This is a genomic window from Moorena sp. SIO3I8, from assembly GCF_010692325.1.
GTDB lineage: Bacteria > Cyanobacteriota > Cyanobacteriia > Cyanobacteriales > Coleofasciculaceae > Moorena.
Genome location: NZ_JAAHHW010000022.1, coordinates 73,195 through 99,716 on the forward strand (window position 1 = coordinate 73,195; position 26,522 = coordinate 99,716).

The 26,522-nt window shown below is 42.8% G+C and carries 27 protein-coding genes and 2 pseudogenes; 17 read left to right on the forward strand and 12 right to left on the reverse strand.

Annotated features, from left to right (window positions below):
* Positions 1–564: 564 nt before the first annotated feature.
* The 4 genes from F6K51_RS11400 to F6K51_RS11415 all read left to right on the forward strand — a co-directional run bounded on the left by F6K51_RS11400 (position 565) and on the right by F6K51_RS11415 (position 4,542).
* Positions 565–1,617 carry an ABC transporter substrate-binding protein gene (locus F6K51_RS11400; RefSeq protein WP_293020390.1) on the forward strand — a complete coding sequence of 351 codons (1,053 nt, stop codon included), beginning with the start codon at positions 565–567 and terminating at the stop codon, positions 1,615–1,617.
* 243 nt (positions 1,618–1,860) lie between these two features.
* Positions 1,861–2,619, forward strand: coding sequence for an ABC transporter ATP-binding protein (locus F6K51_RS11405; protein WP_293020391.1), 759 nt, complete (start codon positions 1,861–1,863; stop codon positions 2,617–2,619).
* Positions 2,620–2,736: 117 nt separating this feature from the next.
* On the forward strand, positions 2,737–3,567 hold the full coding sequence (locus F6K51_RS11410) for an ABC transporter permease (protein ID WP_293020392.1): 831 nt from the start codon (positions 2,737–2,739) through the stop codon (positions 3,565–3,567).
* Positions 3,568–3,654: 87 nt separating this feature from the next.
* The gene (locus F6K51_RS11415; RefSeq protein ID WP_293020393.1) at positions 3,655–4,542 is read left to right on the forward strand and encodes a glycosyltransferase family 2 protein; all 888 of its coding nucleotides are present in this window, start codon (positions 3,655–3,657) and stop codon (positions 4,540–4,542) included.
* 302 nt (positions 4,543–4,844) lie between these two features.
* Here F6K51_RS11415 and F6K51_RS11420 read toward each other — a convergent pair whose 3' ends face one another.
* Positions 4,845–5,567, reverse strand: a complete 723-nt coding sequence (locus tag F6K51_RS11420) for an SDR family NAD(P)-dependent oxidoreductase (RefSeq protein ID WP_293020395.1) — start codon at positions 5,565–5,567, stop codon at positions 4,845–4,847.
* A 176-nt stretch (positions 5,568–5,743) separates the two neighbouring features.
* On the opposite strand from F6K51_RS11420, the gene F6K51_RS11425 reads away from it, so the two are divergent.
* The 3 genes from F6K51_RS11425 (at position 5,744) to folK (ending at position 6,842) form a co-directional block, all read left to right on the forward strand.
* Positions 5,744–5,911 (forward strand): transposase, encoded by a 168-nt coding sequence (locus F6K51_RS11425; protein ID WP_293020396.1) that lies wholly within the window; start codon positions 5,744–5,746, stop codon positions 5,909–5,911.
* A gap of 161 nt (positions 5,912–6,072) precedes the next feature.
* A complete protein-coding gene (locus F6K51_RS11430) occupies positions 6,073–6,240 on the forward strand; it encodes a hypothetical protein (RefSeq protein WP_293020397.1) in 168 nt (55 codons plus the stop codon).
* Between the two features lie 59 nt (positions 6,241–6,299).
* The gene (gene folK / locus F6K51_RS11435; RefSeq protein ID WP_293020399.1) at positions 6,300–6,842 is read left to right on the forward strand and encodes a 2-amino-4-hydroxy-6-hydroxymethyldihydropteridine diphosphokinase; all 543 of its coding nucleotides are present in this window, start codon (positions 6,300–6,302) and stop codon (positions 6,840–6,842) included.
* A gap of 95 nt (positions 6,843–6,937) precedes the next feature.
* On the opposite strand, the gene F6K51_RS11440 is transcribed toward folK, so the two are convergent.
* The 3 genes from F6K51_RS11440 to clpP all read right to left on the reverse strand — a co-directional run bounded on the left by F6K51_RS11440 (position 6,938) and on the right by clpP (position 8,580).
* A complete protein-coding gene (locus tag F6K51_RS11440) occupies positions 6,938–7,402 on the reverse strand; it encodes an NUDIX domain-containing protein (protein WP_293020400.1) in 465 nt (154 codons plus the stop codon).
* 383 nt (positions 7,403–7,785) lie between these two features.
* Positions 7,786–7,938: a hypothetical protein gene (locus tag F6K51_RS11445; protein WP_293020401.1), complete on the reverse strand. Its 153-nt coding sequence runs from the start codon at positions 7,936–7,938 to the stop codon at positions 7,786–7,788.
* 39 nt (positions 7,939–7,977) lie between these two features.
* Complete coding sequence (gene clpP / locus F6K51_RS11450) at positions 7,978–8,580, reverse strand: ATP-dependent Clp endopeptidase proteolytic subunit ClpP (RefSeq protein ID WP_008182028.1); 603 nt, start codon at positions 8,578–8,580, stop codon at positions 7,978–7,980.
* 820 nt (positions 8,581–9,400) lie between these two features.
* Between clpP and F6K51_RS11455 the strand changes: the two genes are divergently transcribed.
* The 3 genes from F6K51_RS11455 (at position 9,401) to F6K51_RS11465 (ending at position 12,075) form a co-directional block, all read left to right on the forward strand.
* The gene (locus tag F6K51_RS11455; protein ID WP_293020403.1) at positions 9,401–9,541 is read left to right on the forward strand and encodes a hypothetical protein; all 141 of its coding nucleotides are present in this window, start codon (positions 9,401–9,403) and stop codon (positions 9,539–9,541) included.
* A gap of 269 nt (positions 9,542–9,810) precedes the next feature.
* Complete coding sequence (lpxD, locus tag F6K51_RS11460; protein ID WP_293020405.1) at positions 9,811–10,863, forward strand: UDP-3-O-(3-hydroxymyristoyl)glucosamine N-acyltransferase; 1,053 nt, start codon at positions 9,811–9,813, stop codon at positions 10,861–10,863.
* Between the two features lie 426 nt (positions 10,864–11,289).
* Positions 11,290–12,075, forward strand: coding sequence for a hypothetical protein (locus F6K51_RS11465; protein ID WP_293020407.1), 786 nt, complete (start codon positions 11,290–11,292; stop codon positions 12,073–12,075).
* 161 nt (positions 12,076–12,236) lie between these two features.
* Here the strand turns inward: F6K51_RS11465 and F6K51_RS11470 are convergent, their stop codons facing one another.
* Positions 12,237–12,794, reverse strand: coding sequence for a peroxiredoxin (locus tag F6K51_RS11470; protein WP_293020409.1), 558 nt, complete (start codon positions 12,792–12,794; stop codon positions 12,237–12,239).
* A 169-nt stretch (positions 12,795–12,963) separates the two neighbouring features.
* On the opposite strand from F6K51_RS11470, the gene F6K51_RS11475 reads away from it, so the two are divergent.
* Complete coding sequence (locus tag F6K51_RS11475) at positions 12,964–13,116, forward strand: chlorophyll a/b-binding protein (protein ID WP_070390973.1); 153 nt, start codon at positions 12,964–12,966, stop codon at positions 13,114–13,116.
* Between the two features lie 423 nt (positions 13,117–13,539).
* Here the strand turns inward: F6K51_RS11475 and rpoD are convergent, their stop codons facing one another.
* Together rpoD and F6K51_RS11485 are read right to left on the reverse strand one after the other, a co-directional pair.
* The gene (gene rpoD / locus F6K51_RS11480) at positions 13,540–14,661 is read right to left on the reverse strand and encodes an RNA polymerase sigma factor RpoD (RefSeq protein ID WP_071102452.1); all 1,122 of its coding nucleotides are present in this window, start codon (positions 14,659–14,661) and stop codon (positions 13,540–13,542) included.
* 921 nt (positions 14,662–15,582) lie between these two features.
* Positions 15,583–16,251 carry a polysaccharide deacetylase family protein gene (locus tag F6K51_RS11485; RefSeq protein WP_293020414.1) on the reverse strand — a complete coding sequence of 223 codons (669 nt, stop codon included), beginning with the start codon at positions 16,249–16,251 and terminating at the stop codon, positions 15,583–15,585.
* Between the two features lie 26 nt (positions 16,252–16,277).
* Here F6K51_RS11485 and F6K51_RS11490 point away from each other — a divergent pair, with 26 nt between their 5' ends.
* Entirely contained in the window at positions 16,278–16,826 is a 549-nt protein-coding gene (locus F6K51_RS11490) for a hypothetical protein (RefSeq protein WP_293020416.1), read from the forward strand.
* 81 nt (positions 16,827–16,907) lie between these two features.
* Here F6K51_RS11490 and F6K51_RS11495 read toward each other — a convergent pair whose 3' ends face one another.
* Positions 16,908–17,429 carry a DUF4330 domain-containing protein gene (locus F6K51_RS11495; RefSeq protein WP_293020418.1) on the reverse strand — a complete coding sequence of 174 codons (522 nt, stop codon included), beginning with the start codon at positions 17,427–17,429 and terminating at the stop codon, positions 16,908–16,910.
* 431 nt (positions 17,430–17,860) lie between these two features.
* Here F6K51_RS11495 and F6K51_RS11500 point away from each other — a divergent pair, with 431 nt between their 5' ends.
* Positions 17,861–18,769: a M48 family metallopeptidase gene (locus F6K51_RS11500; RefSeq protein WP_293020419.1), complete on the forward strand. Its 909-nt coding sequence runs from the start codon at positions 17,861–17,863 to the stop codon at positions 18,767–18,769.
* A 61-nt stretch (positions 18,770–18,830) separates the two neighbouring features.
* Here F6K51_RS11500 and F6K51_RS11505 read toward each other — a convergent pair whose 3' ends face one another.
* Positions 18,831–19,577, reverse strand: a complete 747-nt coding sequence (locus F6K51_RS11505; RefSeq protein ID WP_293020420.1) for a metallophosphoesterase family protein — start codon at positions 19,575–19,577, stop codon at positions 18,831–18,833.
* Positions 19,578–20,162: 585 nt separating this feature from the next.
* Between F6K51_RS11505 and miaE the strand changes: the two genes are divergently transcribed.
* Positions 20,163–20,762, forward strand: coding sequence for a tRNA isopentenyl-2-thiomethyl-A-37 hydroxylase MiaE (gene miaE, locus F6K51_RS11510; RefSeq protein ID WP_293020421.1), 600 nt, complete (start codon positions 20,163–20,165; stop codon positions 20,760–20,762).
* Positions 20,763–20,882: 120 nt separating this feature from the next.
* Here miaE and F6K51_RS11515 read toward each other — a convergent pair whose 3' ends face one another.
* Together F6K51_RS11515 and F6K51_RS11520 are read right to left on the reverse strand one after the other, a co-directional pair.
* Positions 20,883–21,536: an HAD family hydrolase gene (locus tag F6K51_RS11515; protein ID WP_293020422.1), complete on the reverse strand. Its 654-nt coding sequence runs from the start codon at positions 21,534–21,536 to the stop codon at positions 20,883–20,885.
* 362 nt (positions 21,537–21,898) lie between these two features.
* Complete coding sequence (locus tag F6K51_RS11520; RefSeq protein ID WP_293020423.1) at positions 21,899–23,095, reverse strand: NAD(P)/FAD-dependent oxidoreductase; 1,197 nt, start codon at positions 23,093–23,095, stop codon at positions 21,899–21,901.
* 130 nt (positions 23,096–23,225) lie between these two features.
* On the opposite strand from F6K51_RS11520, the gene F6K51_RS11525 reads away from it, so the two are divergent.
* Both F6K51_RS11525 and F6K51_RS11530 read left to right on the forward strand, forming a co-directional pair.
* Positions 23,226–23,420, forward strand: coding sequence for a hypothetical protein (locus tag F6K51_RS11525; RefSeq protein ID WP_293020424.1), 195 nt, complete (start codon positions 23,226–23,228; stop codon positions 23,418–23,420).
* 52 nt (positions 23,421–23,472) lie between these two features.
* Complete coding sequence (locus F6K51_RS11530; RefSeq protein WP_293020426.1) at positions 23,473–24,117, forward strand: sporulation/spore germination protein; 645 nt, start codon at positions 23,473–23,475, stop codon at positions 24,115–24,117.
* 524 nt (positions 24,118–24,641) lie between these two features.
* Here F6K51_RS11530 and F6K51_RS11535 read toward each other — a convergent pair.
* Positions 24,642–24,809 (reverse strand): annotated as a pseudogene (locus F6K51_RS11535) (IS701 family transposase); the annotation flags it as partial.
* Between the two features lie 207 nt (positions 24,810–25,016).
* On the opposite strand from F6K51_RS11535, the pseudogene F6K51_RS11540 reads away from it, so the two are divergent.
* Positions 25,017–26,177: pseudogene (locus tag F6K51_RS11540) on the forward strand (ISAs1 family transposase).
* The last annotated feature ends 345 nt before the right edge of the window (positions 26,178–26,522 follow it).

Below are 26,522 nucleotides of genomic sequence, written 5' to 3' on the forward strand. Positions count from 1 at the left end.
CGTCACGTTCATTGTAACTCCCTCTTTCGTCGAGAACCTACCTCAATCCCCTGCCTAAGCTGTCACGCACTTAATTTTTGGGTTGAGGCGGATGGGGAGATGGGGAAATGGAGGTGGGGAGAGGGTTTCATGGTTTGTTTCATAAGATGAACAGATTCAATTTAGATGCGTGTTAGCTTAAAAGCCATGGCTACTGTAATATTTTTATATTGCTATATGATTATATTTAATTAATTAGAGCGAGTATGGTATTATTTCTATCAGTGTGTTTGTTGGGGTTTAAACGCGAAAGTGATAGTGAGCTTATAAAAAATGGCAAGTACAAAGTACCAGCTTAGTGAGTACAGCTTAGTGAGTACAGCTTAGGGAGTAGCAGCTTAATGCGATCGCTATCGGTAGTAACTTAGGTAAATTACGCACTATCATAGAAGCTGCTAATCGCGAACCTATACCAAACTCAAGGTTTTTCCCTACCAGACCGTTCTAGTTTGCCTAAAGCTGCACCATTTCAAACCACCACAACCAGATCATCTCAATTACTGCTCTAGCCGGTTGAAGTTTTATATGAAAGAAATCTATAAAATTAAGCGTCGCCAATTACTTAAACTTAGCTCCATCACTCTTGGTAGTAGTGTTTTGGCAGCTTGTAATAATCAAACCTCTACACCATTAACTACAGAAAAAAAAGGTAAATTAGATCAAATAAAATTTGCTTTGGGGTGGAAAGCTGAAGCAGAATACGGTGGTTTTTATCAGGCTGTCGCTACTGGCATTTATCAAAATTATGACCTAGATGTTATTATACAACCAACAGGTCCTCAGAGCAATCCCACCCAATTATTACTGGGGGGAGTAGTTGATTTAAGTATGGGACAGGCTGTTGATGCTATTAGAGCAGTGCAACAAGGCATTCCCAAAATTACTGTAGCAAGTATCTTCCAAAAAGAAATACGAATTCTATTGGCTCATCCAGGGGTAGGCAATGACTCTCTGGCACAATTAAAAGGTAAACCAATTTTTATGGCTCCTGGAGCTATCACAACCTATTGGCCCCTACTCAAGGCAAAATACGGTTTTACAGATGACCAGAAACGCCCCTACAACTTCAATGTTAGCCCTTTTTTAGTAGATAAAAATTCAGCCCAACAGGGGATTTTGACCTCTGAACCATACATTATAGAAAAAGAAGGAGGCTTTAAGCCCAATATATTATCCTTAGCAGAGGCTGGTTATAATCCCTATACTTTCACCATTGAAACCACGAAGAAACTCGTTGAAACTAACCCCGATATGGTTCAGCGATTTGTTGATGCATCAATCAAAGGATGGTATAGCTATCTAGAGAATCCCGAACCAGCCAATGAGCTGATCAAAAAAGATAATCCAGAGATGAAGGATGACCTCATTGCCTATGGTCTGGATAAGCTTAAAGACTATGGTATTATCATCTCTGGCGATGCCGAAAAACTTGGCATTGGGGCAATGACCGATGAACGTTGGGAAAGTTTGTTCAATGAGTTAGTTACGGTTGGTGTACTTGATGCAAAGACTGATTACAAACAAGCCTACACCTTGGAATTTGTCAATAAAGGAGTAGATTTTTATACAAAAAATTAGTTAACATTATATATTAGTTATATACATGTTAATATCCAAGTTAATTAGATATTGTTATTATAGATTAATTTATATCTAGTCTTGCCAAGCCAGATTGATAAGTTCAAATATTAACCGATTCTTAAGCAATGATTATACCTCTTGCAAAAGTATTTTTATGATACTGTTTTTATAAATTTTTTTCCGCTGTTACCTGTTACTTCCGACTTCTGCAAGAAGTCTATTGCTACTAACTGACAATAGATGAACCAAAAACCAGCTATTTCTCTTACCCATGTCAATAAAACTTTTGACAATGGTACTGTAGCGCTAAAAGACCTAAATCTCAACATCAATAAGTCCGAATTCATCAGTCTGGTAGGACCATCGGGATGTGGCAAGAGTACCCTGCTACGCATCATTGCTGGACTAAGCACTATGAGTTCGGGAAACATAGAATGGAGCGATCGCGCCCACCAAAAGGAGATAGCTTTTGTCTTCCAAGAAGCAGCACTAATGCCTTGGGCAACGGTAATGGGAAATGTTCGTTTGCCTCTTAAATTGGCTGGGGTCTCTAAAAAAGTGGCTGATAATGCTATTAAAGAAGCGCTCCAATTAGTTGGACTGGAAAGTTTTGCCCAATCCTATCCCCGTCAACTCTCCGGTGGCATGAAAATGCGAGTCTCTATTGCCAGAGCTCTTGTTACTTCTCCCAAGGTATTGCTGATGGATGAGCCCTTTGGAGCCTTGGATGATATCACCCGGACTAAGCTGAACCTGGAGTTACTTGATTTGTGGAGTAAGAAACACTGGACTGTGGTTTTTGTGACTCACAATATTTATGAAGCCGTATATCTATCCAATCGGGTGGTAGTAATGGCAGCTCGTCCAGGTCGAGTAGTGGCGGATATAACTATTGATGAACCATCACCACGTAACGAACAGTTTCGTACATCCTTAGTTTATACCAAATATTGTCAGAAGGTTGCTGAGCAGTTGTCAAAAGGGATGAATTATGAGTGATAATTTATAAATTATTATTTAGACATAACTGATAAATTATGATTATCAAAAATATGAATATAAATTTTACAGCTATAATTTTACAGCTATATTAAACGGTATATAATAATTTTATTTATGAAAAAAAATAAAGCATTCGTTCTGGCAAAGCTAAAATTGAAACGTTTGCTATCTATCGATATTATAGCCCCTGTGGCAGTGGGAATCCTGGTGTTGATGGTGTGGGATATCTCTGTTCGAGTGACTAGTACGCCATCCTATATATTACCAGGTCCTTTGCTGATTATCAAGGTATTAATTAGGGACTGGAACAGTTTATTTCAGCCATTGCTGATCACCATAAAAATCACTGTAGCGGCCTTTATAACAGCAGCAGTTTCAGGCTTGCTAATTGCCATGTTAATGGCTCAGAGTAAGTGGATTGAAAAAAGCTTATATCCCTATGCAGTCGTTCTGCAAACAATGCCTATTGCTGCGATCGCGCCTTTAATTATTATTTGGCTGAGGAACAATACCTTTGCTGCTTTGGTAATTTGTGCTTGGATTGTAGCATTCTTCCCGATTATTTCTAATACGACTTTTGGTTTAAATAGTATCGATTCCAACTTAAGTGACCTGTTCCGGCTTTACAAAGCATCTCGCTGGCAGACAATGCTGTATCTGCGATTACCAAGTGCTTTACCCTATTTTTTAGCTGCATTACGTATCAGTGGTGGATTAGCCTTAATCGGAGCAATAGTAGCTGAGTTTGTTGCCGGTACAGGCGGTGCTAATTCAGGAATTGCTTATCAAATGCTAATTGCTGGCTACAATCTCGAAATTCCCCGGATGTTTGCTGCTTTGTTTATGATTAGTAGTCTAGGTATTTTGATTTTTGTACTCTTGACCACCTTATCCAACTTGGTTCTGGGGCAATGGCATGAAAGTTCTATCACCAGAGATAATTGATATGATAATTAATAGTGATAATTAATAGGCAACCAGCTATGAACCTTAATCTTTTCAGTGATTTAATTTCGATAGAGTCAGAAAACTATGCCTGAGAAAAATAAACCCCTAGTCAGCATTATTATTCCAGCATACCAAGCCCAAAATACAATCGCGCAAGCTATCAAAAGCCTTATAGCACAGACCTATTCAAACTGGGAGGTGGCGATCGGTTCGGACGATGGAGTAGACTACTTATCCTTACTATCTCGCCAAGGAATTAACGATCCACGATTGAAACAAGCATTTACAGGAGGGTGTGGCAGTGGAGACGGTCCCGCCCGCAACACGGCGGTAGCAATTTCTACTGGGGAGGTGATTGCCAACCTAGATGCTGATGATGCCTATGAAGCAAACCGTCTAGCAGAAATGGTTCCTCTGGCCATGACCTATGGTGCTGCAATCGACAACACTGGCGTGTACAACACTGACCTAATTATGTACAAGTGTCCCTTCCGCGATCGCACCACGGTTACCTTTGCTACGGCGGACGACATCCTCAAACCTCGTGTGCCTTTTTTCCCAGTTTTCCGCCGGAAATTTTTGGGTCGAGGTTGGACTAAAGTTCCCTTTGCTGCGGACGTTATGTTCAATCTTGAGCTGTTAAGCCGAGTTGGAAAGATAGCAATCGATCCTCAGCCCCTTTACCAATACTACAAGCGTGAGAATTCTATGACGCAATCAGCGACAGCTTTTGAAAGTGCCGAACTAGCCTATCATAAAATTTTGGCACTGCTGGATGCTGGGGAACTTGATCTTACTGAAGATATCCGCAGCGCAGCCATAGAGGAGTTCTCCCAAAATCTACGCCTCAATCGTGTGTTCCGTCAGTATATGCAGTCGGGAAGCTGCCAAAATCTTGAGGAATTTCTCGATATGACTGAGAACGGACATGCTGACTGGCTCAAGTCTGAATTGGAAATGGAACAATTGTAATTTATCAATTCCTAATTCTCAATGCAATGGGAAAGCTTGACAAACCCAGACGCAATCGCGAAAAATATCCTATCTTTTAATATGATTTTATAGTTAAGATGGTTCAGGAATTTTTCCATAACTTTATCAGTAATTGTATCAGTCATTATGGATAAAACGGAATCATCTATTTTCCCGATAAAGTTCAGGTGCCATCCCCTTAAAAATTTCTGCCACCCCAACTCACTGAGAAAGTGACTATGGTGAAAAATACGGTTAAAAATACAGAGGCGATCGCCCCGCCAGCTATTTAAGTAAATATACTAAATATATTGACCACCATCCAGCGTAATCGTGCTACCCGTTAGAAAATCTTGTTCGAGTAAAAACAGGGCGCTGTCCGTCACTACTTTGGTATTTCCAGGGATTTTTAATGGAATAAACTTACGGGCATAATTTTCCATAAAGGCTTGAGGGTCTGGGTCACCTGGAGGTTCGAGAATTTGTCCCAGCGCTAAACCATTTACTGTAATGCGGGGGGCTAATTCCAATGCCATAATTTTTGTCATATCCCACAAGCCCCGTTTGGTAATTCGATAGGCAAAATGGTTAGTATCTGGCTTGGCAATACCAGCATCGTTAATATTAATAATTTTGCCATTCCTATTTTGGGGAAGTTGCTTGGCAAACCCTTGACTGAGTTGGAAGGGGGCACGAAGGTTAATGGCAAAAATTTTATCCCACAGAGCGACATCAGTCTGGGCAAATAGATCTTCTTCTGGGAAGATAGAAGCGCTATTAATCAGGATGTCGATTTTTCCAAAGGTTTCAACTGCTTGAGGGATAATAGTGTCTGTGGCCACGGGGTCGGCGAGATTAGCGGAGTAGGTAATAGCTCGCACTCCCAAGGAATCTGCTTCGGCTTTGACTTCAGCAGCTGCACCAGCAGAGCGTCCGTAATGAATAAAGACATCGCAACCAGCTTTAGCAAGAGCGATAACAAGAGCACGTCCTACCCGAATGCCCCCCCCAGTTATAAGGGCCACTTTTCCCCTTAAGTCCATTGTGTTACTTAGATGATTTCTATTATCAAACCAGAAAACAAACTCTCTGACCAAAAACAGGAGGGCACAAGCCCCAAGTTTCTAATCTACCTTCCGCACTGTGAAGTCCAGAAGGTATATCATGAGTAAGTTAACACAAACAAGGAGGTAAAGCAAGCATGTTGGTACTGGCATACAAGGCTGTAGTCAAAAAAACTCAAGCTAAAGCAATAGATGAAGCTATTCGGACATCTCAATTTGTGCGCAATAAAGTACTTAGATACTGGCTCGACCATCCCCGTGTTGCTAAGAAAAAGCCACACCACTTACAATACTCGATTATGTAGTGAATATGGATGTTCCAAACACCTGAACAGCCATAATACAGCCGAGAAAGATATTAAAGGCTTCCAATGAAAAATTGGCAAAAAGAAGAAGGGGTTATCGGGTACGAACAAAGCTGGTGAAGTTTATGCTCCCAAGCATCATTGAGTAACAAGAAAAAGAAATGAACACACCAACAGATTCTTCCCGTAACGGCGTTGCCAGAAACGTGCTTGAAACTAGAATCCCCAGCCTTCTAGGCATGGGGAGTGTCAAAAACCCCCATACAATAGAACAGGTAATGGGTTCAACCACTTTGGGAAGGGTGAATCTTCTCGTGAATCCAACATAAGTGATACTCAGTCCCATTGAGGCGTGGTCTAAAGCTGCTGTGTCAACCGATGAAGGTCGATGGTCTATAACTCTGGAAAATTGGTAACCACAAAGCTTTCATTGAGCGCGATCGCTCTTGGCAGTAACCTGGGTGACTCTCGTGCCATCCTAGAAGCTGCCCTCAGAAAACTCGACCAAACCCTAGGCGTTACCGTAAAATTGTGCTCTAGTTGGTATAAAACTGCACCAGTTGGACCGCCACAACCTGATTATCTCAATGGTTGTGCCCTTTTGGAGGTGCAACTAAGTCCCCAGAAATTGCTAGAGACTCTGCTAGGAATTGAACAAGAGTTTGGTAGAGTCCGTCAGGAACATTGGGGACCACGAACCCTAGACCTAGATTTACTTTTATTTGATGATTTGATTCTACAGACACCTGAGCTCCAAATCCCTCACCCGCGTATGAGACAGAGAGCTTTTGTGCTAGTTCCCTTGGTAGAAATTGCTCCTGATTGGGTAGAACCAGTCTCGGGACAGAGTATTTTCCAACTCGTTCAAAAGCTAGACTGTTCTGGAGTTAAGTTGTTGTCTGATACTTCCCTAGTAGGTTTTACCAAGTAATTGCTGCTCTGAGAAACCTACTACAAAAATCAGTAAAATCTATCTAGGATTAATTTAAGCAATATTGCCAAATAAAAATTCTATATGTGGCAGACTTAATCAATTTGCCTTTGCAGATAATCCTCAATCAACACGCGAGTATAGGTATTGAGGGGATACTCCATTGCCTGTTGGGGAGTAACCCATACCCATTCCTCAATTTCTTCGTTGGGGGTTATCGTTTCCCTAGCAGAGAATGCATAGTAGTTGACCATAATGAAATGGGCTTCTCGGACAAAGTTAGAGTCTAGCACCGCTTCTTGTAACAACCCAAAGCTCACTTGGGTTAACTCTAGACCAACTTCTTCTCGAAACTCCCTTAGGAGTGCCGATTCTAGCGTTTCGCCCCATTCTACTTTACCTCCCGGTACACCCCATAAACCCTTCCACTTAGTAGTTTTGACAATTAAGACTCTTCTACTAGGATTGACAACAAGTGCCCCTACAGTAGTCAAGGGAAACTGCTTCTGCACGGATACTGGTTTGATTGTGGTTTTATTTGGTGTGCTTTTATTTGGCATCGCTTTGCTTAGCTGATCCTTCCCCAGTCTTATGTAACAGATCGATAGATTTTAAATTAGTTTCCTATTACCAGAAAACCTGGATTGCTTATGGCTAAAATTGTCTCATACTTTTAACTATTCAACGTGATTTCGATAGAACTCAGGTGTCGGTAGATTTAAGGAGCTTCGAGCCAGAAGCCATGAGTCATTATCATTGATAAAATCAATTTTTTAGGATATTATAATAAGCTATTTAACGACGTTCAATTCTGTATTATAACCAATAATTATGAATTCTTATCCTGACTCCTGACTACTGTCTCATGGATTGGAGTCAAAACTTCTGAATTTCTGTCATCGAACTCAGGTTAAGATCATATTCATCACACCAATACCGCCAACTAGTAGGGAAATAACAGAAATCCCTGACAACATAAGCGCTTACGGTAGGTGATTAACTGCCGATTGTTAATTTCGGGAGTCACTTCAGTAATAGTCCGGACTTGGTTAGCGATCGCTTTAGCATCTCCCCAAACTAACGTCTTAGTTGACACTCCCCGTCTATGGGCGAGCAGGGAGTGTCAACTAAGACATTAGTTTGTTGGGAGAGGGGTTGCTATGGGACGTCGCTCAATGACCTGGTCGATTAAACCATAGTCCTTAGCCTCAGTCGCTGACATAAAGAAATCCCGCTCGGTATCCTCCTGAATCTTTTCCAGTGGCTGACCGGTATGTTCTGCTAAATAATTGTTTAGCTGCTGCTTGTGGTACAGGATTTCTTTTGCTTGGATTTCTATATCGCTTGCCTGTCCCTGTGCTCCTCCCAGTGGCTGATGAATCATAATCCGGGAGTGAGGCAAGCTCATGCGTTTACCCTTAGCACCAGCACTGAGTAAGAAAGCCCCCATACTAGCTGCTAGTCCAACACAGATAGTGCATACGTCCGGAGCAACTTGATTCATCGTATCGAAAATGCCCATGCCCGCAGTCACTGAACCGCCAGGAGAGTTGATGTACAGGTAAATATCTTTTTCCTGGTCATCGGCTTCTAGAAAGAGTAATTGGGCAACCACTAAGTTAGCTAAGTCAGAATCAACCTGTTGTCCGAGGAATACAATGCGCTCTCGCAACAAACGAGAGTAAATGTCAAAGGCACGTTCGCCACGACCGGATTGCTCGATAACTGTAGGAATCATAAAAAATAAGCGTGAAATTTGCAAACCCCGTGTATGGGCGACTGGGGAGGAAAAACAAAGGAAAAGGGCGGTTAAAACCGTCTTGGAGCTAATGTGGGGAGAACAGATGCAGTTCATACCCGTTCCTGTTAACAGCCTTCATAGCCTATCGAAGCAGAACCTCATGTTTGCCTCGCGGCTTGTTATCGGTCGGTAATATCCTGTCAGAATGTAGAATGTAGAATTTAGAATTTAGAATTTAAAATTCTTCATTCTTCTGATGGCACTGTCTTACCCCTAGTAGGACTGTTTAACGATCTAGTTAATCAGCTTCGGACTGGCATCCCATCCTAAGGTAGGAACTTTAACCCTTGCCGATAACCTAGACTTCCCATAACCTAGACTTCGCAGGTCTTAGGCTGGTCAGCTATCTTGAATGACTAGGCGAGGGAGTCCTCTCTAGGCAAGAGTAGGGTACTGACCCCAGGTGGGTGCTATATTGGTTTTTCTTTACATTGTAGCGACTAGCAAACTCTTGCTTTGGTTCTAATCTCGGCTACCCCCAATCTATTAAATTACACAGAATGACTTAGGAGCAACCCTTTGCACTGTGCCACTCACTTAGGCGGAACATATAACTTGGCACTTATATGGTTGCTTAAATAAACTGGTAGAGTTAATTACCTTCACGGGTGTATCAATTTTAGAAAGTTCGTATCTCAGTCAAGTAGCATCGTTCTCTTGATGCAAAGCGCGAGTGGGGGAAACCCCCGCATGAAGGCGCTGCATCGTTTTCGATGGTTTCAGCAATACTATATATTAGGAATGAGGAGTGTGGCTCGTGTTTAAAAAAGTTTTTCAGGCACTTACTATCACAATATTGCTCAACTTACTAGTCTATATTAGTCCACCAGATCCTGAACAGTCTGATGGTGTACCGCCGTCACGGCCAACTCCAAAAGTGTTATTAAGTTTACGGTAGCACCACTAAACATGATTGATTAGTCGTTAGTCATTAAACGTTTGAGGTCTTAATTAGTTCCATCTATGGATGGAACTAAAAAACTTGTAGACTAATGACTCAATCATCTAAGAGCAATCGGACTGATGGAATAACTTAAGGGCTAGGAAAACCCCATATAACTAAGGCATGGTGAATCCCATGTAACTAACTCAATAGCAATGGCGGTTAGTGACCAATTTATCCTATCATTCCAGATGTCCAATTCCACACCCACCCATTGCTGAGCCATGAAATTTAGTCTTTTAATAGAACACCTGGGTAATACAGCGTCTTTGTGCCATAGCCTGAATAGCGATACAGAGCTTAACCCTGAAATTACCGGAGTTGCTCCCATCGATAAAGCCACCCCAGGCACTCTCAGTTATATTGAGGGACCCAAGTTTGCCCACATGGTAGAAAAAACCCAGGCGAGTGCCTTAATTTTGTCTCTGGATGAAGCATTACAGGCAAAAGCGACAGAAAGAGGTATTGCTTGGGTAGGGACATCTGAACCGAGATTACTATTTGCTCATGCGATCGCATGTTTCTATCAACCTTTTCAACCAGAACCAGTCATCCACCCCAGTGCAGTGATTGACCCAGATGCTCAGTTAGGAAATGATGTCTATATTGGACCCAACGTCGTAATTTTAGCAGGGGTAAAGATTGGCAATCAGGTTTGTATCCATCCTAATGTAGTAATATATCCTGAAGTAGACATAGGCGATCGCACTGTCTTACATGCCAACTGCACTATTCATGAACGGAGCCACATTGGTAACGATTGTGTGATTCATAGTGGTGCAGTCATTGGTGCTGAAGGGTTTGGCTTTGTTCCAACCCCCCAAGGGTGGTATAAAATGCAACAGTCTGGCTACACGGTCTTAGAAGATGGGGTGGAAGTTGGCTGTAACAGCACTATTGACCGTCCAGCGGTTGGGGAAACCCGCATTGGACGCAACACTAAATTAGATAATTTGGTACATATTGGTCACGGCTCCGAGGTGGGACAAAACTGTGCCTTGGCAGCCCAAGTCGGATTATCTGGAGGAGTGAAAGTGGGTAATCAAGTGCTGCTGGCGGGTCAGGTAGGAATTGCGAATCAAGTGAATGTTGGGGATGGAGCAATTGTGACCGCTAAATCTGGAATCCACAAAGATGTAGAACCCGGAAGTGTAGTGTCTGGCTATCCTGCTATTTCCAACAAACTCTGGCTAAAAATATCTGCCATCTACAATCGGCTTCCAGAAATGTATAAAATCTTGAAGCAACTTGAGCGAAACTTTAACTATAAAAAATAAATAGGAAAACTTTAAAAAAGCTGAACAATCTTTGCTGTTCCTTTTGCTCTGATTTTGGAACAGTAAGGAATTAACCTGAATTGAACAGATTCCTTGACAAAATATTGACATTGGAAGCTTAGTGACAAATCAAAACTATAATTTTAATTTTTCAAGGTTATAGTTAATCGTTTCTTCTCGGAAACTTAATGAATAAATATCCAAATATAAATATCTTGTAAAGATTACCTAGATACATTGACTTTTAAGGAAACAACCGTGTAAAAATTTACACAATACGTTCATTAGTCATTAGACGATCATCAAACTGATCAGATTAATCAGGGTGTTCATACGGTTGGTGCTCATGTCAAAAGTTAAGATTGCCTCTGATTTTTCTGGAATCATCGTCGTTTCAACCTTTAGCGTTCTAGAAAAATTAATTTTATGTCCACGTCTCAAATGCCAAAACAGTCCACTTTAAGAAAAGACATCAACTATCTGGTTGACTCGTCTAGTTTTTCTAGTGCTGAGCAACCAGTTAAACTAGTTAATGGTGGCTTTGAAGAAGGACTTAAAGGCTGGCAAAAGTTAGGACCAGGTGGGATCAAAAGAGCTAGTTTTGGCATTACTCCAACAGAGGGAGAAAAGCAGCTTTTACTAAGAACTAGCAATAAGGAAGTCACCAGAACAGGCCAGCCAAAAGCCCCATCAGCCTCTAAACTAGAGGAGTTTTTATACCTGTCCACAGGAACTCTCGATTGTATTGCCCAGAAAATTTTAGACACCGTTGGCATATGTGGTACTTCTAGCAAGGTAGTCAGAGGTGCTGCTATCCAACAAATGATTACCCCTGGTGTTGGTGATAGCTTAACCTTTGATTGGAATTTTTTCACCAATGAAGACGTGGGAGATGAGGCTATTGTTGCCGACTTCGCTTTCTTCTGCCTTAGTTCTCCCAAGTCCCAAATTGTCTATGAACTAGCTAACCCAATCCTAGGGGTCTTTAGTCAAGCACCGAACAACTTTTACAACCAAACCGGATTTAAAGCATTTACTCATACCTTCACTACTGCTGGAACCTACAGCCTAGGCTTTGGTGTTGTGAATGAATTGAGTAATCAAACTCAGTCTGGACTCATCATTGACAATGTTCAGCTAACCAGCCCTACTGTTGATGATCCGGCTTCAGTACTCAGCCTACTTTCAGTAGCCTCCTTCAAGGATGCTTAAATAGGACTTAGGCACTCAAGCTATATGTACAGCTATATCTAGAAATGAGTTGATTTGGTTAAACTCTATCTATATAAATTAGACCAGAGATATTACACCAGAGATTAGACCTCCTCAGGGCATAAATCTTGTTAAAGCTTAATCGTACGTGGGAAATCAACTCAGAAAGAAGTAGACATTAACTCATCCAGACGAGCCAGTACTTCCTGGCTATGAATTGCTGGTATCACACCAAGGAATATTTCCCGTAGAATGCCTTCTGGATCAATGATATAGGTATGGCGTAGGGACATAATACCTAACCAAGAACCATAAGCCTTGCTGACAGAGCCATCGGTGTCAGCTAAAAGTGGGAAATGTAAACCCTCTGAGTCACAAAACTCCGCGTGAGAATCGACATCATCCACGCTCACCCCTAGGATCTGCGCATTTCTCTCCATATATTTGGGCAAATCTTGCTGAAATCGCTGAGCTTCCAAGGTGCAACCACTAGTAAAGTCTTTGGGGTAGAAATAGAGTACGACCCATTTACCCTGATAATCGGACAGGGACACCTTACCCTTACCAGTATTGGTTGGTAAGGTGAACTCGGGTGCGGGTTTATTGAGAGGAGGTTGTTTGCCACCGAGAGCATGGACAGGGTTGGCAAAATTTATCCAAGCTAGCAAAACTATAAAGCTAGCCAACAGACTGCTGAGAAATGTGCGACGAGAGATCATGATGAAAACAGGAAATTATGCTTCACATAAGTTTACATCATTGATGAACTAAGACTTTATACACAATTCATCCCGCTTGCCTATGCAGATAATTGACATTTAGCCAATAATTTGTTACATTTTTTAATATAAACGGGCTACACAGAGTAAATTCGCGGAGCAAAGAACAATGTCCAATCAAGAGTCTAACGAAGCCAAGTTCGGTTTCACCTCTAAAGCAGAAAACTTAAATGGTCGTCTAGCTATGATCGGCTTCATCGCTGCTTTAGTCACAGAATATATTACTGGTCAAGGTGTACTACACTTTTTGGGCTTAATGTAGTTCCCAATAGTTAGTTAAATTTGTCAATCTCAATAAATAGCTGGAGTTCTAGTGTTGAACTCCAGCTTTCTTATGTGTTTTTAGCTGATTCCATAGTTTGTTCTACGGAATGTCAGCTAAAATACCAAAACGGTGCGACCCGGTAATTTAATTCTTCAAAGGTCAAGCGCACCGGAACTGATTTCTGGATAGGAATTGGGGTAAGGAATGTGATAGAATGCCTGTTTGAATACTTATCATGTTTGGTTGATAGCCAAGTGAAAATTGAAAATTAAAAGTTGTTAGGTGTCAATTGACAATTAACATGCATGGCACCAACCGTATTATATGTGATTAACCAGACTTCATAGTGACTCCCTATTCCCCACCCAGTAGATACAGCGATAACAGAAAACCCTGATTGCTATCAAGCAGCAGGGTTTTCTATCGGATATATTCCTTGAGAATGCTATTGCGATTTGGATGGCGTAGTTTGCGAAGGGCTTTAGCTTCAATTTGTCGAATCCGTTCCCGCGTCACGTTAAAGATTTGGCCAATTTCTTCCAAAGTCTTCATCCGTCCATCATCTAATCCATAGCGTAGACGCAGTACGTCACGTTCCCGGGGACTAAGGGTATCAAGGACACTTTCTAGATCTTCCCGGAGTAGATTTTTGGAAACCTGATCTTCTGGGGTTTCACCATCGGCTTCAATAAAGTCTCCCAAGCGGGAGTCTTCTTCTTTACCAATAGGTGTTTCTAAGGAGATGGGAAGTTGGGCTGATTTGGCAATGAATCGCAACTTCTCGATGGTCATTTCCATCCGATCTGCAATTTCCTCTTCTGTGGGCTTGCGACCCATTTCTTGAGAAAGGAGTTTAGTAGTTTTCTTGATCCGCGAGATGGTTTCATAAAGGTGAACGGGTAAGCGGATAGTCCGGGACTGGTCAGCAATGGCACGAGTAATAGCTTGACGAATCCACCAGGTAGCATAGGTGGAAAACTTGTAGCCTTTTTCGTGGTCAAATTTTTCCGCAGCCCGGATTAAACCTAGAGAACCTTCTTGAATCAAGTCTTGGAATGAGAGTCCTCGATTCATATATTTTTTGGCGATGGAAACCACCAAACGGAGGTTAGACTGCACCATTTTTTCCTTAGCCCGCCGACCGACGTGTAAGCGGTAACGGAAAGCTGGCAGCTCCATATCGACCTCTGTTGCCCATTCCCGATCTCCAGGTTCCCGCTCTAACTGTTCAGACAAGCGCTCCCGCACTCGTTCTAATTCCAACAAATCAGCAATTTTACGGGCTAATTCAATTTCTTCATCAGCTCTGAGTAGACGAATCCTGCCAATTTCCTGCAAATAGAGGCGAATTGAATCTTCTGTATAGTGCTTCTTTTTGCTTTGGGTTCGGCGACGGTTAGATCGCCCCTTACCAGGCTTAGTATTTTCCTCATCCGGTTGAGCGTCCACCAAATCATCTCGGTTCACGTCATCCTCAATCAAGACTTCTAAATCGCTCTGAGGTTGAGCGATTGTTGCGAGTAATTCATTTGCCTGGGTCATGTTTTTTCCTCATGCTCCTTCAGTTTCAGACCAGTAGATGATGTCCGTTGATCTACTTAAGATAGCTTAGTCAGTGAGAACCTTGTTTGTTGCACCCTATGGTGGGTCAATCGCTTCAGCGGTAGGAATTAGATCGACTCTATTTCCTTGGACTTAACTTGCAGTGAATCTACTATCCATTTAAGTGTTAATACTGAATTTTGGGAAGACTTTTTGATTGTAGCCTTATTTACAAAATTTTGCTCTAGTGTTTATCTGAAAAATTTAGCTTATTTATCTAGTCAAAAGCTTTGAGAAAGTGTAGCAATCATTACCCACTTTCCCTTATGCCTATAATATAGTCACTATTTTAGTACTAATGTTCTATAAAACCCAACAGTTGGACTTCACTAGGTTAATTAACTTGTCCTGTATGATAACCATTGACAAGCTCTGGCTCTAGGTAATGATTATTTTGCATTACTCTTGTAACACATAACCCTAGCCAATGTAGTAACACGCTAAGTGAAAGTACTGCCAAGTAAGTTTATTTAACCAGCTCCTAATTCGGTATTCCTCCGTAAGGGAATGGTGAACCAGGGCATCGGAAATACTCCAGAGAAAGACGATAGGAACATTGCGTAGGGGAAGCAAGTCTCCTAGTCCGATGGAGCTTTCGGTTGATCATTATTTTAATTTCTAATTTTAATTTTTACAGTTTGCTCATTGTTTTTAAAATTGATCAGATTAGCTGACCACTACATATAGCGTTAAACTGGATAGTCTACTCTATATGAAGTATATAGAGGAGGTAATTGGATCAAGTAGTTCACTTCACTACAGGAGTAATGAGATGGAAAACCGGTTGCGTCTAGCAAAGCAGTTGTTATAGGAGTTTACGGTGCAGTGAGTGAGAACACCGTAAGTCAATTAACAAAACTACTAATTTTCCTGCCATAGCTGGTCAATGCTAACAAATTTGTAACCTTGGTTCAATAGCTGAGGAATTAACTCAGCCGTAGTTTCAACCACATCTTGTCCTCCATAATAACCATCATGTAGGACGATCAGGGAACCGTTTTGAACCTGCTTTAGGACTCTCTCCACGATTATACTGACACCAGGACGTTTCCAGTCTTCTGGAACAACACTCCACATTACTGATCTATAGTTCCACTGGTGCAGTATATTCAAGGTTCGGGGCGTAAATAATCCGTTAGGGGGACGAACGTCTTGTACCTTGTCTGGGTGAATCTGACAAGCTTTAGCGATCGCGTCTTGGGTAAGGAGCAAACTCTGCTGAAGGGCATCCCGTTTTAAAAAGGGAAAAGACTGATGGTAATATCCATGAAGTCCTAACCAGTGACCTTGTTGGTAAACTTCTCTGGCGACACTGGGGGCTTGGTTTACGCAAACACCCAACCAGAAAAAACTGGCTCTGACTTGGTAGCGGTCTAAGACTTGCAGTAACTTGGGAGTGTAGTGTGGATGGGGTCCATCATCGAAGGTCAGTGCGATCGCAGGTGAATCCCTTGCTCCTGACCACAGGCAATTGGGAAAGGCAGGTTTGATAATTTGGTACAGAATAGGGTAGAGGGGAGCAAATTGCATTTAGTCGTAAGTTTGGATGGGGTGGAGTGAATTTGACTAGTTTCCATGTCCTACTTGATCGCATTTTGCGGCGTCGCCAGATTATCTTGATGTTGATCGGCTTTTGTGTAGCAGTAGTGCTTAGCAGTTGTAACACTGTGATTATTACTGAGTATGAAGCTACAGCACTGACCACCTTAACCTGGCGAGTTGAGTATTCTATTAATTCAACAACTGATAGAGATCCCGATGTTGAGGAGTTTGCTTCCAAGTCCGTAGTCAACCGCAATGGTGAGAAACCAGAAGGTGCTGTAACAGGACCTGATGACAAGGGCTTATGGTGGCCAGTTGTCCCACCAAAACCAACCATTGATGAAGTAGAACAGCGTCAGCCACTTCATCATAAGCCTAGCAAGCCAGAGCTGTTGCGTACAGTTAAATACAATATCACCTATAAAGAGGGGGCACAGACAGTTACACTACCTACTAACTATGACGTTTACCGGCAAGTTGCTAGAGCCTATCCTTACCGGAAACCTCTAAGGCTTACCCTGGGAATCAATGATGCTTCGGTGGAAAAAGCTGATACTAAATGAACTCAAGACCTCCCTTGCGGGTGCGAAGCGTGTGGGGTCTATGGTATAAATTCTTAGTTCAATTGACCCCATCACTCGTGATTATTCTACTCTGACATTAATCACACTGGCGTTGAAGTTATAATCTCTACCTTCTAACTCTACCGGGGTACCAATTTTAATCTTGCTATTGCCCAACACTACTCCATCTTTGGTGATTGTTGCTTTACCACCTAAGGTCAGTAACATATTAATCCCATAAAAGCTAGGTCTGGGATCTGGTAGTTCTTTGATAGAGCCATCTGGTTGTGGCACCAGGACACTTCTACGCAGAATTTTGACAGATTTGACGTCAACCTGACCATAGGGTTGCTTACGAATCACAATATTAGTCTTCTTGGTCTCCTCCAACTGATTGACCAACACATCTGGTTCAAGCAAGCTTAACCCCCGGACAATGATATCTACTTCTACTGGTTTGGTGCTATTGAGTTGGGCAACGGAACCAGACTCACCAGGAAAGAAGAAAATTCCTACAACTACCAACAAAATCACCAAGGCAGCACCGAAGTCGATAATGCTCACCTTGCCAAACAAACGTCCTTTAGAATCTACAATAGCCATAAACTTGCTTAGGTGTTTTTGCGAAAATTGTATAGTGTTAAAGATAACTCCTTAAGGTTCGCTGGCTCTAGGTTGAATGGCTAAGGGGTTTCTAACCTAGTTATCAAGGGCTATTCTTAAAGCAAATCGGCTGTTAACTGCTTTTGATGTACCTAATACCTCATAACTAATACCTATAATACGAGTTATCCATAACTGGTGAGTGAGAATAACAAACACCAGGTTCGTCTGTGGAACATATTACCCTATTTGGGGTTCAACCATAACGAGGAATTTTACTGGTTAGTAATTATGGCAGACAACTCCTAGTAGAGAGTTGACTTATGATGCTAAAGACAAGGCTTGTCTACAGCAAGTCATGGCTGCAAACCCTTTTTAGCAACAAATAGCTAAAATAATCTCTTTTGGATTTAATAATTCATAATTTTGCTATGTTAAGCAATATATTATCGATTTACTCCCGTTATCGACGTCGTTTGTTGTATCCGTTAATCAGCATGCTTCTATCCCTGAGTCTGGTGGTGGGAACAGCTCAGGTTGCCCAAGGGGTTCCCTGGTTAGAGCTGCTATTGCGTGGTATTCAGATTATCCAGTTATCTAATATGTCTGATCAACAGGAAGTCCAAATTGGTCAGCAAATTAATCAGCAACTTGTTAGCAAGCAATTTAAGCTCTATCGCAATCGGGAAATTAATCGCTATGTTGATCAAATTGGTCAGCGACTAGCTAAAAGCAGCGAACGCCCAAATATTAACTATACATTCCAGGTGGTCGATGATGCTAATATTAATGCTTTTGCTACTATGGGAGGATTTGTTTATATTAACACGGGTTTAATCGCAGCAGCAGACAATGAAGCTCAACTGGCAAGTGTGATAGCTCATGAGATTGGTCATATTGTAGCTCGTCATAGTATCCAGCAAATTAGGCAAGCCGCGATCGCTAGAGGTTTAGCAGAAGCGGCTGGAGTTGATAGCAGCACGATGGTTAATCTGGGCGTGGAATTCGCACTACGTCGTCCCAACAGTCGTCAGCATGAATTTGAAGCTGATGAACTAGGTATCAAGAACTTAAAACAAGCAGGCTATGCTCCGATAGGATCAGTAGACTTTATGAAAAAACTCCTCAAGCAAAGAGGCTCTATTCCAGGGTTTTTGAGTACTCATCCGTCAACAGCAGACCGAATTGATTCCTTGGAGCAGTCTATCGATTCAAATAGTGCTTATGTTGGTGATGGATTAAACAATCGGGCTTACAAAAACAAAACTCGTGTAGTCCGCAACCAGAAAAAAGCTGCCCTCAAAAGGACAACAGGTCGTCGAGGGCGAGTGCTCAGATAAGCACAGCTAGCTCAAGAGCAGAAAGCTTGATCAATAGTCTTTTTGTTAACCTATATCACCTTCACGAGGTACTCAATACTTGACGTCGGCATATTTTACTAGGTTCTATCTTGGTCACGGCTTCTTCCAAGGGGAATTGGCGAACATCACCCCGAAAGACGTTAACTTGATAAACAAGATTATTGGTAATGTCTAGACCTGTCATCCAACCACTTTTCGGATGATAAGCACCAGTGTCTATATCTAGCCAACCACAACCTTGGGCTATGGTACCGGGAGCCACTCCTGGTAAGGTGAAAGTCATGGTGTGACCCGTGATGATCAGCTTGTCGAGAAAGTAAGGTTCACGCATACTGTGAAATTCATCCCGAATCCAACAAAATTGCTCAACGGTTTGCTCCTCAATGGTCATGCGAGGATTAACCCCGGCATGAACTAGCCAGGTATCTCCTAAATCAATGTAGGTTGGCAGTGTTTTGATCCAATCTAGGTGATCTTGGCAGACTTTTCCACCATAGCTGTTGATAGTACTTTCACCACCACTATAGAGCCAGGCTTGTCGTGTTGAGTTAGGTACTAAATTGTTACCGATAATTTCTAGTAACATCAGCTCATGATTACCTAATAAACAGGGGTGAGCGTTTTGCTTGACAAATTCGACAACCTGAGAACTCATTGGTCCTCGATCAATCAAGTCTCCAAGAAAATAAACGGTGTCGTCACTAGTGGGTGCGATCGCATCCAATAAGGCCATAAGAGAATTATAGTGACCATGAACGTCACCGATAACAATACGACGGTGTGTCATTACTTTACTTATCCAAATCTAATTTCGTTAAATATCAGGTAGACCCCTTCATATAAAATTTAAGGTTAATGGCTTTAGGCATCAGAGTTCTAGGTTAAATGGCTAAGCGGTTGCGGTTTATGACCAGCCTATGAAGCACACCTCCTCAAGCACAGAGGCTATCAACTGCTTTTGTTGTACCTAATACCTAATACCATTAGCCTCATACCTATTTATAGATATATGCACCAATTCTTTCAGAGTGGTCTTCCTTTTAAGGTATTTGCTATTCCTGAATAGAGTCGTTAAGTGTAATAGTTTGAGGAATAGGCTCAAGTAGCTAGTTTAACTTGTCTTATAAGTGTCTATGCGTAGTGTCTATGTAAATTTATCATGAACTACCCGGATTGGCTACGGGTAAGTCGGGGTTTGAGACCCAACTTGTTGCTACAAAAGCGGGTATTGAACCAATTTTTTGACGAGATTACACCTGCACCTTAACAAGACGGGGATTGACACGATTCAGTTAAAATTAATAGTATCGTCTACCGATACCAAAGCCTGTCTGCAATGAACAAGCCAACTACTTTGATTTGAACAAAAACTGTGTCTTCTTCTGGTCTGCCTTTGATTAATACCCTCAAACACCCTACTAGCCAGGCTTGGATCGAGCAAGCCCTTGGGCACCTTGATGTTATTTTACTCGACCATTCCCATTGTGAACGTAAAGCAGCTGGAGTAGCACTGAATTTAATGTTTCGCTACCCATCCTACAGTAAACTTGTGCGTCAGCTGACGGTCATTGCCCGTGAGGAACTAGAACATTTCGAGCAAGTTAACCAGTGGCTAGAAAGACGTAGCATTCCCTTAGGTCCCCTTTCTTCACCACCCTATGGAGCTGGATTGAAAGCTCAGATTCGCCGACACGAACCAGAACGGTTGTTGGATTCTTTACTAGTTGCTGGACTGATCGAGGCTCGTTCTCACGAACGTTTGGGATTACTAGCAACTCACTGTTGTGATCCATCCTTAGCAAAATTTTATCATAGCTTGATGGCATCTGAGGCTCGTCACTATGGTGTTTACTGGGTACTGGCTGATACCTATTTTGAGCGAGTAATGGTAGCTCAGCGGTTGGATGAGTTAGCAGTTAAAGAAAGTGAGTTGCTGGTTACCCTTTACCCAGAACCAAGAATTCATAGTTAGCAGCCAATATCCTCAAAGAAGCAGTCACACTATACCACAGCAACAGCTATCAAGCAGAAACTGGTGTGGAAACCAATTGGTGCGTTCGCGTAGCGGCGACCTAGGAGCATCGCGTTTAAGTTAAGTCATTGGTTTGCGTTTGATCAAAAATGCTCTCAAGCCAGCTGCCTGAGCACCTTGATAGTCTTCTTTAAAACTATCACCAATATGAAAAGCCTCCTGAGCACTACAGTGATGTTTTTGTAAAGCAGCAGCAAAAATCTGTGGATCAGGCTTGGCAAAGCCAGTTTGGGTAGAAATTGTGATGGAGGAGAAAAATTCTTCTAATTTTAGAGCTTTTAAGACAAGATGGAGACGGGAATCAAAATTTGATACGACACCCAACTCAATACCAATATGCTGCCATGCTTTCAGAGCTGGGATAACATCCGGATAAATTAACCAAGGTTGACCAGTGGCAAAGTGGGCATAGAGTTCGTCAAAAAAATCAATGAAATCGGTGAACTGGTCAAGTACACCAACTTGTTCAAAGGTGCGGGAGGCAATCACCCACCACCATTCAAATTCTCGCTGGGGAATTTCTTCAGGATCTGTTTCTGGAAAAACCGCTGGTTCTGCTGAGGCGAAGGCTTTGACAAAGGCTTTGTCCAAAGCTGAAGCAGGTACTGTAACCCCAAATTGATTAGCGATCGCACTATAAACTTCCCCTACACTCCCTTGAACACCAAATAGTGTACCGACAGCATCTAGAAAAATTACTCGCGGTTTTTCCATGGTTAATGGTTAATTGTTAATGGTTAATTGTTCATTTAATTTCAATTTTCCATTTTCCTGTATGTATGCCGATACTTTTTAGCTACCAAAACCTACCAAAGGCAAATTCTGGCTCGCCAATGCAAGATGCAATAGCATCCAGGGGGTATCTCCGCGCTTCTCTGACGGAATATCCCGCGAGCGCCATAAAAATGTCAAAAAAGTCTAACACCGGGATCTAAGTGCAACTACTAAACCCTTGGTTTTCGGCTTTAATTTAAGTTACATAATAATCCCTGTCGGTGTTACCCTAATTTAAGTTTAACAAATAATAAGAGTTTTTGGTAGACTCTGCGACATTTTCTTGTGCTGTTTACTAACCTTTATGTTCCAGACAGCAGATCAGTTAATGGTCGAGTAATCCAGTTCATGCCAACTTTCAGTTGGTGCTCTATAGTTGGCATCCGATAAAGATAGGCAAGTCGCCGCACTATGTGGGCTAAAGGACCATCCAGCTTGACACCTAAACCAGTAAGAGTTGCATTGTCTTTCCCCAAAGTCATCATCTCTCCCAACTGCTGGTAACGGAAGGGGAGCAGGGGACGCCCAGTTAAAGAAGCCCAGACATTCCAACCCACATAATCAGCTTGCTGAAAAGCGGATTGAGCTGTATTGGGAACTGGTTGATTATCAGCATCTCGGCAATCGGCTAGATCACCTAGGGCAAAAATTTCGGGATGGTCAACCGCTTGTAACCTTTGGCTGGTGATCAGCTGACCACGGTGGTTTTGTTTGAGCGGAAGCGATCGCACAACTGGTGTGACTCTTGTGCCTACTGTCCACAGCACCAAATCTACGGGGATAGTATCAACCTGTCCTTTATACAACAGAGAAATGGTGTCAGCTCCAATGGACTCAACACTGGTTTCCAAATCAATCCAGACCTTCTGTTCATTCAAAGCTTTGCGTGCTGCCTCTCGGTTAAAGTCGGTCGATGTTCTTAGAATCACATCACCGAGTTCAATCAACCGCAACCTTCCGCGCTCTCCCAACCGTTCGGCTAGATGGCAAGCTAGTTCCACACCAGAGTAACCTGCACCAACTATAGCGATCCGGATTTTATCTGTATCGGATTCTTCCAAAATCCGTAAGCGTTCTTCCAGGTGATAGGCATCAGTAATAGTTCGGAACGGGATACCATACTCAGCCACCCCAGGCACCTGCTCTAGAGGGGTTTCTCCACCTAGGGCTAACACCAGGCGATCATACTGAAATTCCGATCCAGTCTCTAACTGTACCTGCTGGTGTTCTACATCAATGCCTGATACCGCTGCCTGAGTAAACCGTACACCTGTGTTTGCTAACAATTCTTCATAGGGTGGAGCAATTTCCCAGGTTTGTAGTTCGCTGGTGATCAGTTCATACAACAGCGGTGAAAATAAGAACCGATCATTTTGATCAACCAAGACAATTTCTGGTTGTTGGGGCTTTTCCCAAGGCAGCTGGCTTAAGCGTAGGGCTGTATAGAGACCCCCAAAGCCTCCACCGAGAATGCAGATTCGGGCTGGTTGTTTAGTCATGGTTGATTGAATCGGGGATGTCCTATTAGGGGAACTTCTTTTAGGATAGCAAGGCTATTACAACAGGGTAGCTGGGTTTCGCCTCCCCCACAGTTAATACCAATTCTTCAAAGTAGGACTACAGATGCAGATGGGGAGATCGCGAGTGTCGGTAGTGTCGAGAGTGTTGGGAGTGTCGGGAGATGGCCAAATTAAATTGATCTATAGCCCTAATCCGCCAGAATTGGGATATAAGCGTGAAAATGATTTCAATTTTTATTTTCTAGTTTCTATTTTTTTACTCTTTTATCCTGATCAACCACGCTCCACCTTGAATATGGATTGATGTAACTGTTGCTTTAGACAACAGCTAGAAGCATTGTTTTGACCGAAGCCAAATGAAAAGTTTTCAACACTATCTAGCTCCTGTTTCGATTGCAGCAATTGTCGTTGGTTTCAGTAGCTATGGTTTGGTGAGTGATAACAATCCTGGTTCCCAGAAAACTCTTGTAGGGAATCCATCTCCTGAACCAGCCACCGAGGCTAGCTCTACCACTGGTGTAGCAACCTCTAATACTACTCTACCTAAGATTACTGTACCTACGGAAGAAACTCAACCAGGAACCAAGGTTGGTAAGGTCGCGCTTAAGGCTACAGTCAGCCAAGGTAATAATAATAGCAATCGAGCTAACCCAGTAATTCTTAATGTCTATCGGGCTGACAGTCAGTGTCAGTCTCTGGTGTCTGAACAGGTAGCTGTACCAGTAGGAAATCCAGTTAATACAGTTATAGGAAAAGTTTTAGAGACTGGTAACTCCAGTGACTTTAATGTATCGGGATACCGCGTGAAGGTCAATGCCAATACTGGTGTAGCTACCGTCGATTTGCGCCTATCACCAGATTCCCAGCGGCAGTTTATCTCCCTCTCCACTTGTGAGCAATTTGCCCTTTTCGGTAGTTTGCGTAAAACTCTTACCGCTAACTCTGAGTTAAATATTAAAGATGTTCGATTCACAGAGCAAGGAGAAGATATCTATCTTTGAAGTGTTCGATAAAACTTACAAAACACATCAGTTTGTAACCATTTCAGAGGCAAACCCCATCTAAATTACAAAACCCTGATCCAGTAAGGATTTCATCAATTGATTAAAAACCAGACTCGATTGCTGAAATCCTCACCCCGCCAGCATGTACAAAAATAAGATGCGATAGCCGCAGCCCTGTCGGCTCATCCCACGCCGACGCTACTGATTTCGGACGTGGGATGAATTGCGGCGGAAGCTAACGATTGACACTCCCATAACTAAATCAAAGATTATAGTGAGGGATTCTTAAGAGTTTTTACACCCTTAACGGCTGAGCCAAACAGCCTAATGACCCTCCAATAAAGTTATTGGGCTTACTTTTAGATTCTTGGCTTATGCTTCTAGCAGAGGCTTTTCAGCTTGCGCACAAACCGCTACTCTTTTCGACCTAGGAGACGCTACGCGAACGAGCGCATTAATTTTTCTATTCTAGCTCAAATTATCAAGGAAACGCAATAGTTCTAGCGGGACTTAAACAAGTTTCAAGCCCAAATCAAGCCAAACCTGGCTTTATGAGCGGCGAATACGTCCGTGTTTTGGTTTAGCCAAGCAGCAAAACGATAAGATATCCCTGTACGAAACGCTTCTAAAGCTTCAGTAAAAGTCTCCAAACGTTGATTCGCCCATCTTCGTCTCAATCCACCTGTTAAGCAGGGTAATCGCATTTTGTTTGGTATAAATTGTACTTGACAAAAAGCGGGATATGTATATTAAGGGGTTTTGCCGTTCCATGTGTCTCACAGACACCCCAGCGGTTAACCTAAGGATCAGCAACAATTTTGATTTCCCGGTAAGGTTCCATGACAAAAGGTTTTAACCAGCCCGTTCTTAAACCTCAGCAGGAGCGCGAGGCTCAGATCCTCAAAAAGAGTGTGCTCAATCATTTTCAGGATCTCGAGGATCCCCGGGTAGGCCGCAGAAGCGACCACAATCTGGTGGCAATTGTCACCATTGCAATTTTGGCTGTGATTGCGGGAGCCGATGGGTTTGTGGCCATTGAAACCTACGGTAAAGCTAAGCAAAAGTGGCTGGAGACATTTTTCGACTTACCCCATGGGATACCATCCCACGATACCTTTGGTCGGGTGTTTAGCCTTCTTGATCCCACCGAACTTGAAACCGGCTTCCTGAGTTGGGTGGACAGTATCACCCAGAGCTTAGATATTGAACTCATTCATATTGATTCTTGACGACCAAAGGTTCCTATGATCGCCAGAAGCACCTCAAAGCGCTGCACAGCGTGAGTGCCTGGAGCAGTGAACATGGGCTGATGTTGGCACAAAAAAAAGTCGAGAGCCAATCGAATGAAATCACTGCGGTTCCACTGTTGTTGAAGTTGCTTAACCTCAAAGGAGCGATTGGCCGTAGGCCACGCTGCGCGAACGTGACTCTTGATGCGATGGGCACCCAAATTGACATTGCACGACAAATTAAGGAAGCCGGTGGGGACTATGTCTTAGCCCTCAAGGGCAACCAGGGCAAGCAAAGCGGCGGAGGTGGAAGCCTGGTTTGTCCAGGCCCAAGACCAGAACTGGCAGGGGATTGAATTGAGTTACCATCAAACGGTTGAGGCTGGGCATCATCGCAGAGAAACCCGTCAGGTGTGGGCGGTGCCTGTGAGCCAACTCCCCCTGTTGCATCGCCAAACACAATGGCAGGGTTTAACCAGTGTGGTGATGGTGAGGCGAAGGCGGTATTTATGGAACAAAACCACGATCCAGACTCAGTTTTACCTGAGTACCCTGGCGGCGGATGGCTCGCAGCACAACCGTGTGATTCGCTCCCATTGGGGTGTTGAAAACAGTCTACATTGGGTACTTGATGTCACTTTCAATGAAGATTCCAGTCGGGTTCGCCAGGGCTATGCTGCTGAAAATCTCGGGCTGCTACGCCGCCTGAGTGTTAATCTACTCAAGCGCGAACCCTCCCACCAGAGTCTGAAGATGAAGCGCTACAAAGCAGGGATGGATAATGACTTCATGATCAAAATCCTGGCTGCCAGTGCCGCAGAGGGATAATTTGGCATCAGTCCAAGATTGTTGACGACCCATCGAAGAAGGTGATCGACTGAATCTATTAATTGAACCGGCGTTAGGTTCCAGGAGCCTTCACTGATAGGACTGGTACACATAAACCAGAGCCTAAAACGTTTCTGAGGGAACAATCTCAATTGTACATTCAAATTTTAGACCAGGGTATGGTAATTTCATAACTCAACTAAGATGCGATTACCCTGTGAGTTTTATCCCTTTTACCCATAGCCTTTCGCCTATAAAGGCTTCTTTATTCTAAGGTTTCATCTCCGGCCTTATTTCAGATAACTTAAAAATATTACCCATAACCTGTCCCTATAAAGGCGACCC

What these genes read in the sequence shown, in the direction of transcription:
- F6K51_RS11465 (WP_293020407.1), top strand. Translation starts at nt 11,290, where the DNA reads ATGTCCACGTCTCAAATGCCAAAACAGTCCACTTTAAGAAAAGACATC.
- F6K51_RS11495 (WP_293020418.1), bottom strand. Translation starts at nt 17,429, where the DNA reads ATGGCTATTGTAGATTCTAAAGGACGTTTGTTTGGCAAGGTGAGCATT.
- F6K51_RS11505 (WP_293020420.1), bottom strand. Translation starts at nt 19,577, where the DNA reads ATGACACACCGTCGTATTGTTATCGGTGACGTTCATGGTCACTATAAT.
- F6K51_RS11470 (WP_293020409.1), bottom strand. Translation starts at nt 12,794, where the DNA reads ATGATCTCTCGTCGCACATTTCTCAGCAGTCTGTTGGCTAGCTTTATA.
- clpP (WP_008182028.1), bottom strand. Translation starts at nt 8,580, where the DNA reads ATGATTCCTACAGTTATCGAGCAATCCGGTCGTGGCGAACGTGCCTTT.
- F6K51_RS11440 (WP_293020400.1), bottom strand. Translation starts at nt 7,402, where the DNA reads ATGCCAAATAAAAGCACACCAAATAAAACCACAATCAAACCAGTATCC.
- F6K51_RS11530 (WP_293020426.1), top strand. Translation starts at nt 23,473, where the DNA reads ATGAAAAGTTTTCAACACTATCTAGCTCCTGTTTCGATTGCAGCAATT.
- F6K51_RS11405 (WP_293020391.1), top strand. Translation starts at nt 1,861, where the DNA reads ATGAACCAAAAACCAGCTATTTCTCTTACCCATGTCAATAAAACTTTT.
- F6K51_RS11410 (WP_293020392.1), top strand. Translation starts at nt 2,737, where the DNA reads ATGAAAAAAAATAAAGCATTCGTTCTGGCAAAGCTAAAATTGAAACGT.
- F6K51_RS11500 (WP_293020419.1), top strand. Translation starts at nt 17,861, where the DNA reads ATGTTAAGCAATATATTATCGATTTACTCCCGTTATCGACGTCGTTTG.
- rpoD (WP_071102452.1), bottom strand. Translation starts at nt 14,661, where the DNA reads ATGACCCAGGCAAATGAATTACTCGCAACAATCGCTCAACCTCAGAGC.
- F6K51_RS11485 (WP_293020414.1), bottom strand. Translation starts at nt 16,251, where the DNA reads ATGCAATTTGCTCCCCTCTACCCTATTCTGTACCAAATTATCAAACCT.
- folK (WP_293020399.1), top strand. Translation starts at nt 6,300, where the DNA reads ATGGTCTATAACTCTGGAAAATTGGTAACCACAAAGCTTTCATTGAGC.
- F6K51_RS11520 (WP_293020423.1), bottom strand. Translation starts at nt 23,095, where the DNA reads ATGACTAAACAACCAGCCCGAATCTGCATTCTCGGTGGAGGCTTTGGG.
- F6K51_RS11475 (WP_070390973.1), top strand. Translation starts at nt 12,964, where the DNA reads ATGTCCAATCAAGAGTCTAACGAAGCCAAGTTCGGTTTCACCTCTAAA.
- F6K51_RS11415 (WP_293020393.1), top strand. Translation starts at nt 3,655, where the DNA reads ATGCCTGAGAAAAATAAACCCCTAGTCAGCATTATTATTCCAGCATAC.
- F6K51_RS11425 (WP_293020396.1), top strand. Translation starts at nt 5,744, where the DNA reads ATGTTGGTACTGGCATACAAGGCTGTAGTCAAAAAAACTCAAGCTAAA.
- F6K51_RS11400 (WP_293020390.1), top strand. Translation starts at nt 565, where the DNA reads ATGAAAGAAATCTATAAAATTAAGCGTCGCCAATTACTTAAACTTAGC.
- F6K51_RS11525 (WP_293020424.1), top strand. Translation starts at nt 23,226, where the DNA reads ATGGGGAGATCGCGAGTGTCGGTAGTGTCGAGAGTGTTGGGAGTGTCG.
- F6K51_RS11515 (WP_293020422.1), bottom strand. Translation starts at nt 21,536, where the DNA reads ATGGAAAAACCGCGAGTAATTTTTCTAGATGCTGTCGGTACACTATTT.
- lpxD (WP_293020405.1), top strand. Translation starts at nt 9,811, where the DNA reads ATGAAATTTAGTCTTTTAATAGAACACCTGGGTAATACAGCGTCTTTG.
- F6K51_RS11430 (WP_293020397.1), top strand. Translation starts at nt 6,073, where the DNA reads ATGAACACACCAACAGATTCTTCCCGTAACGGCGTTGCCAGAAACGTG.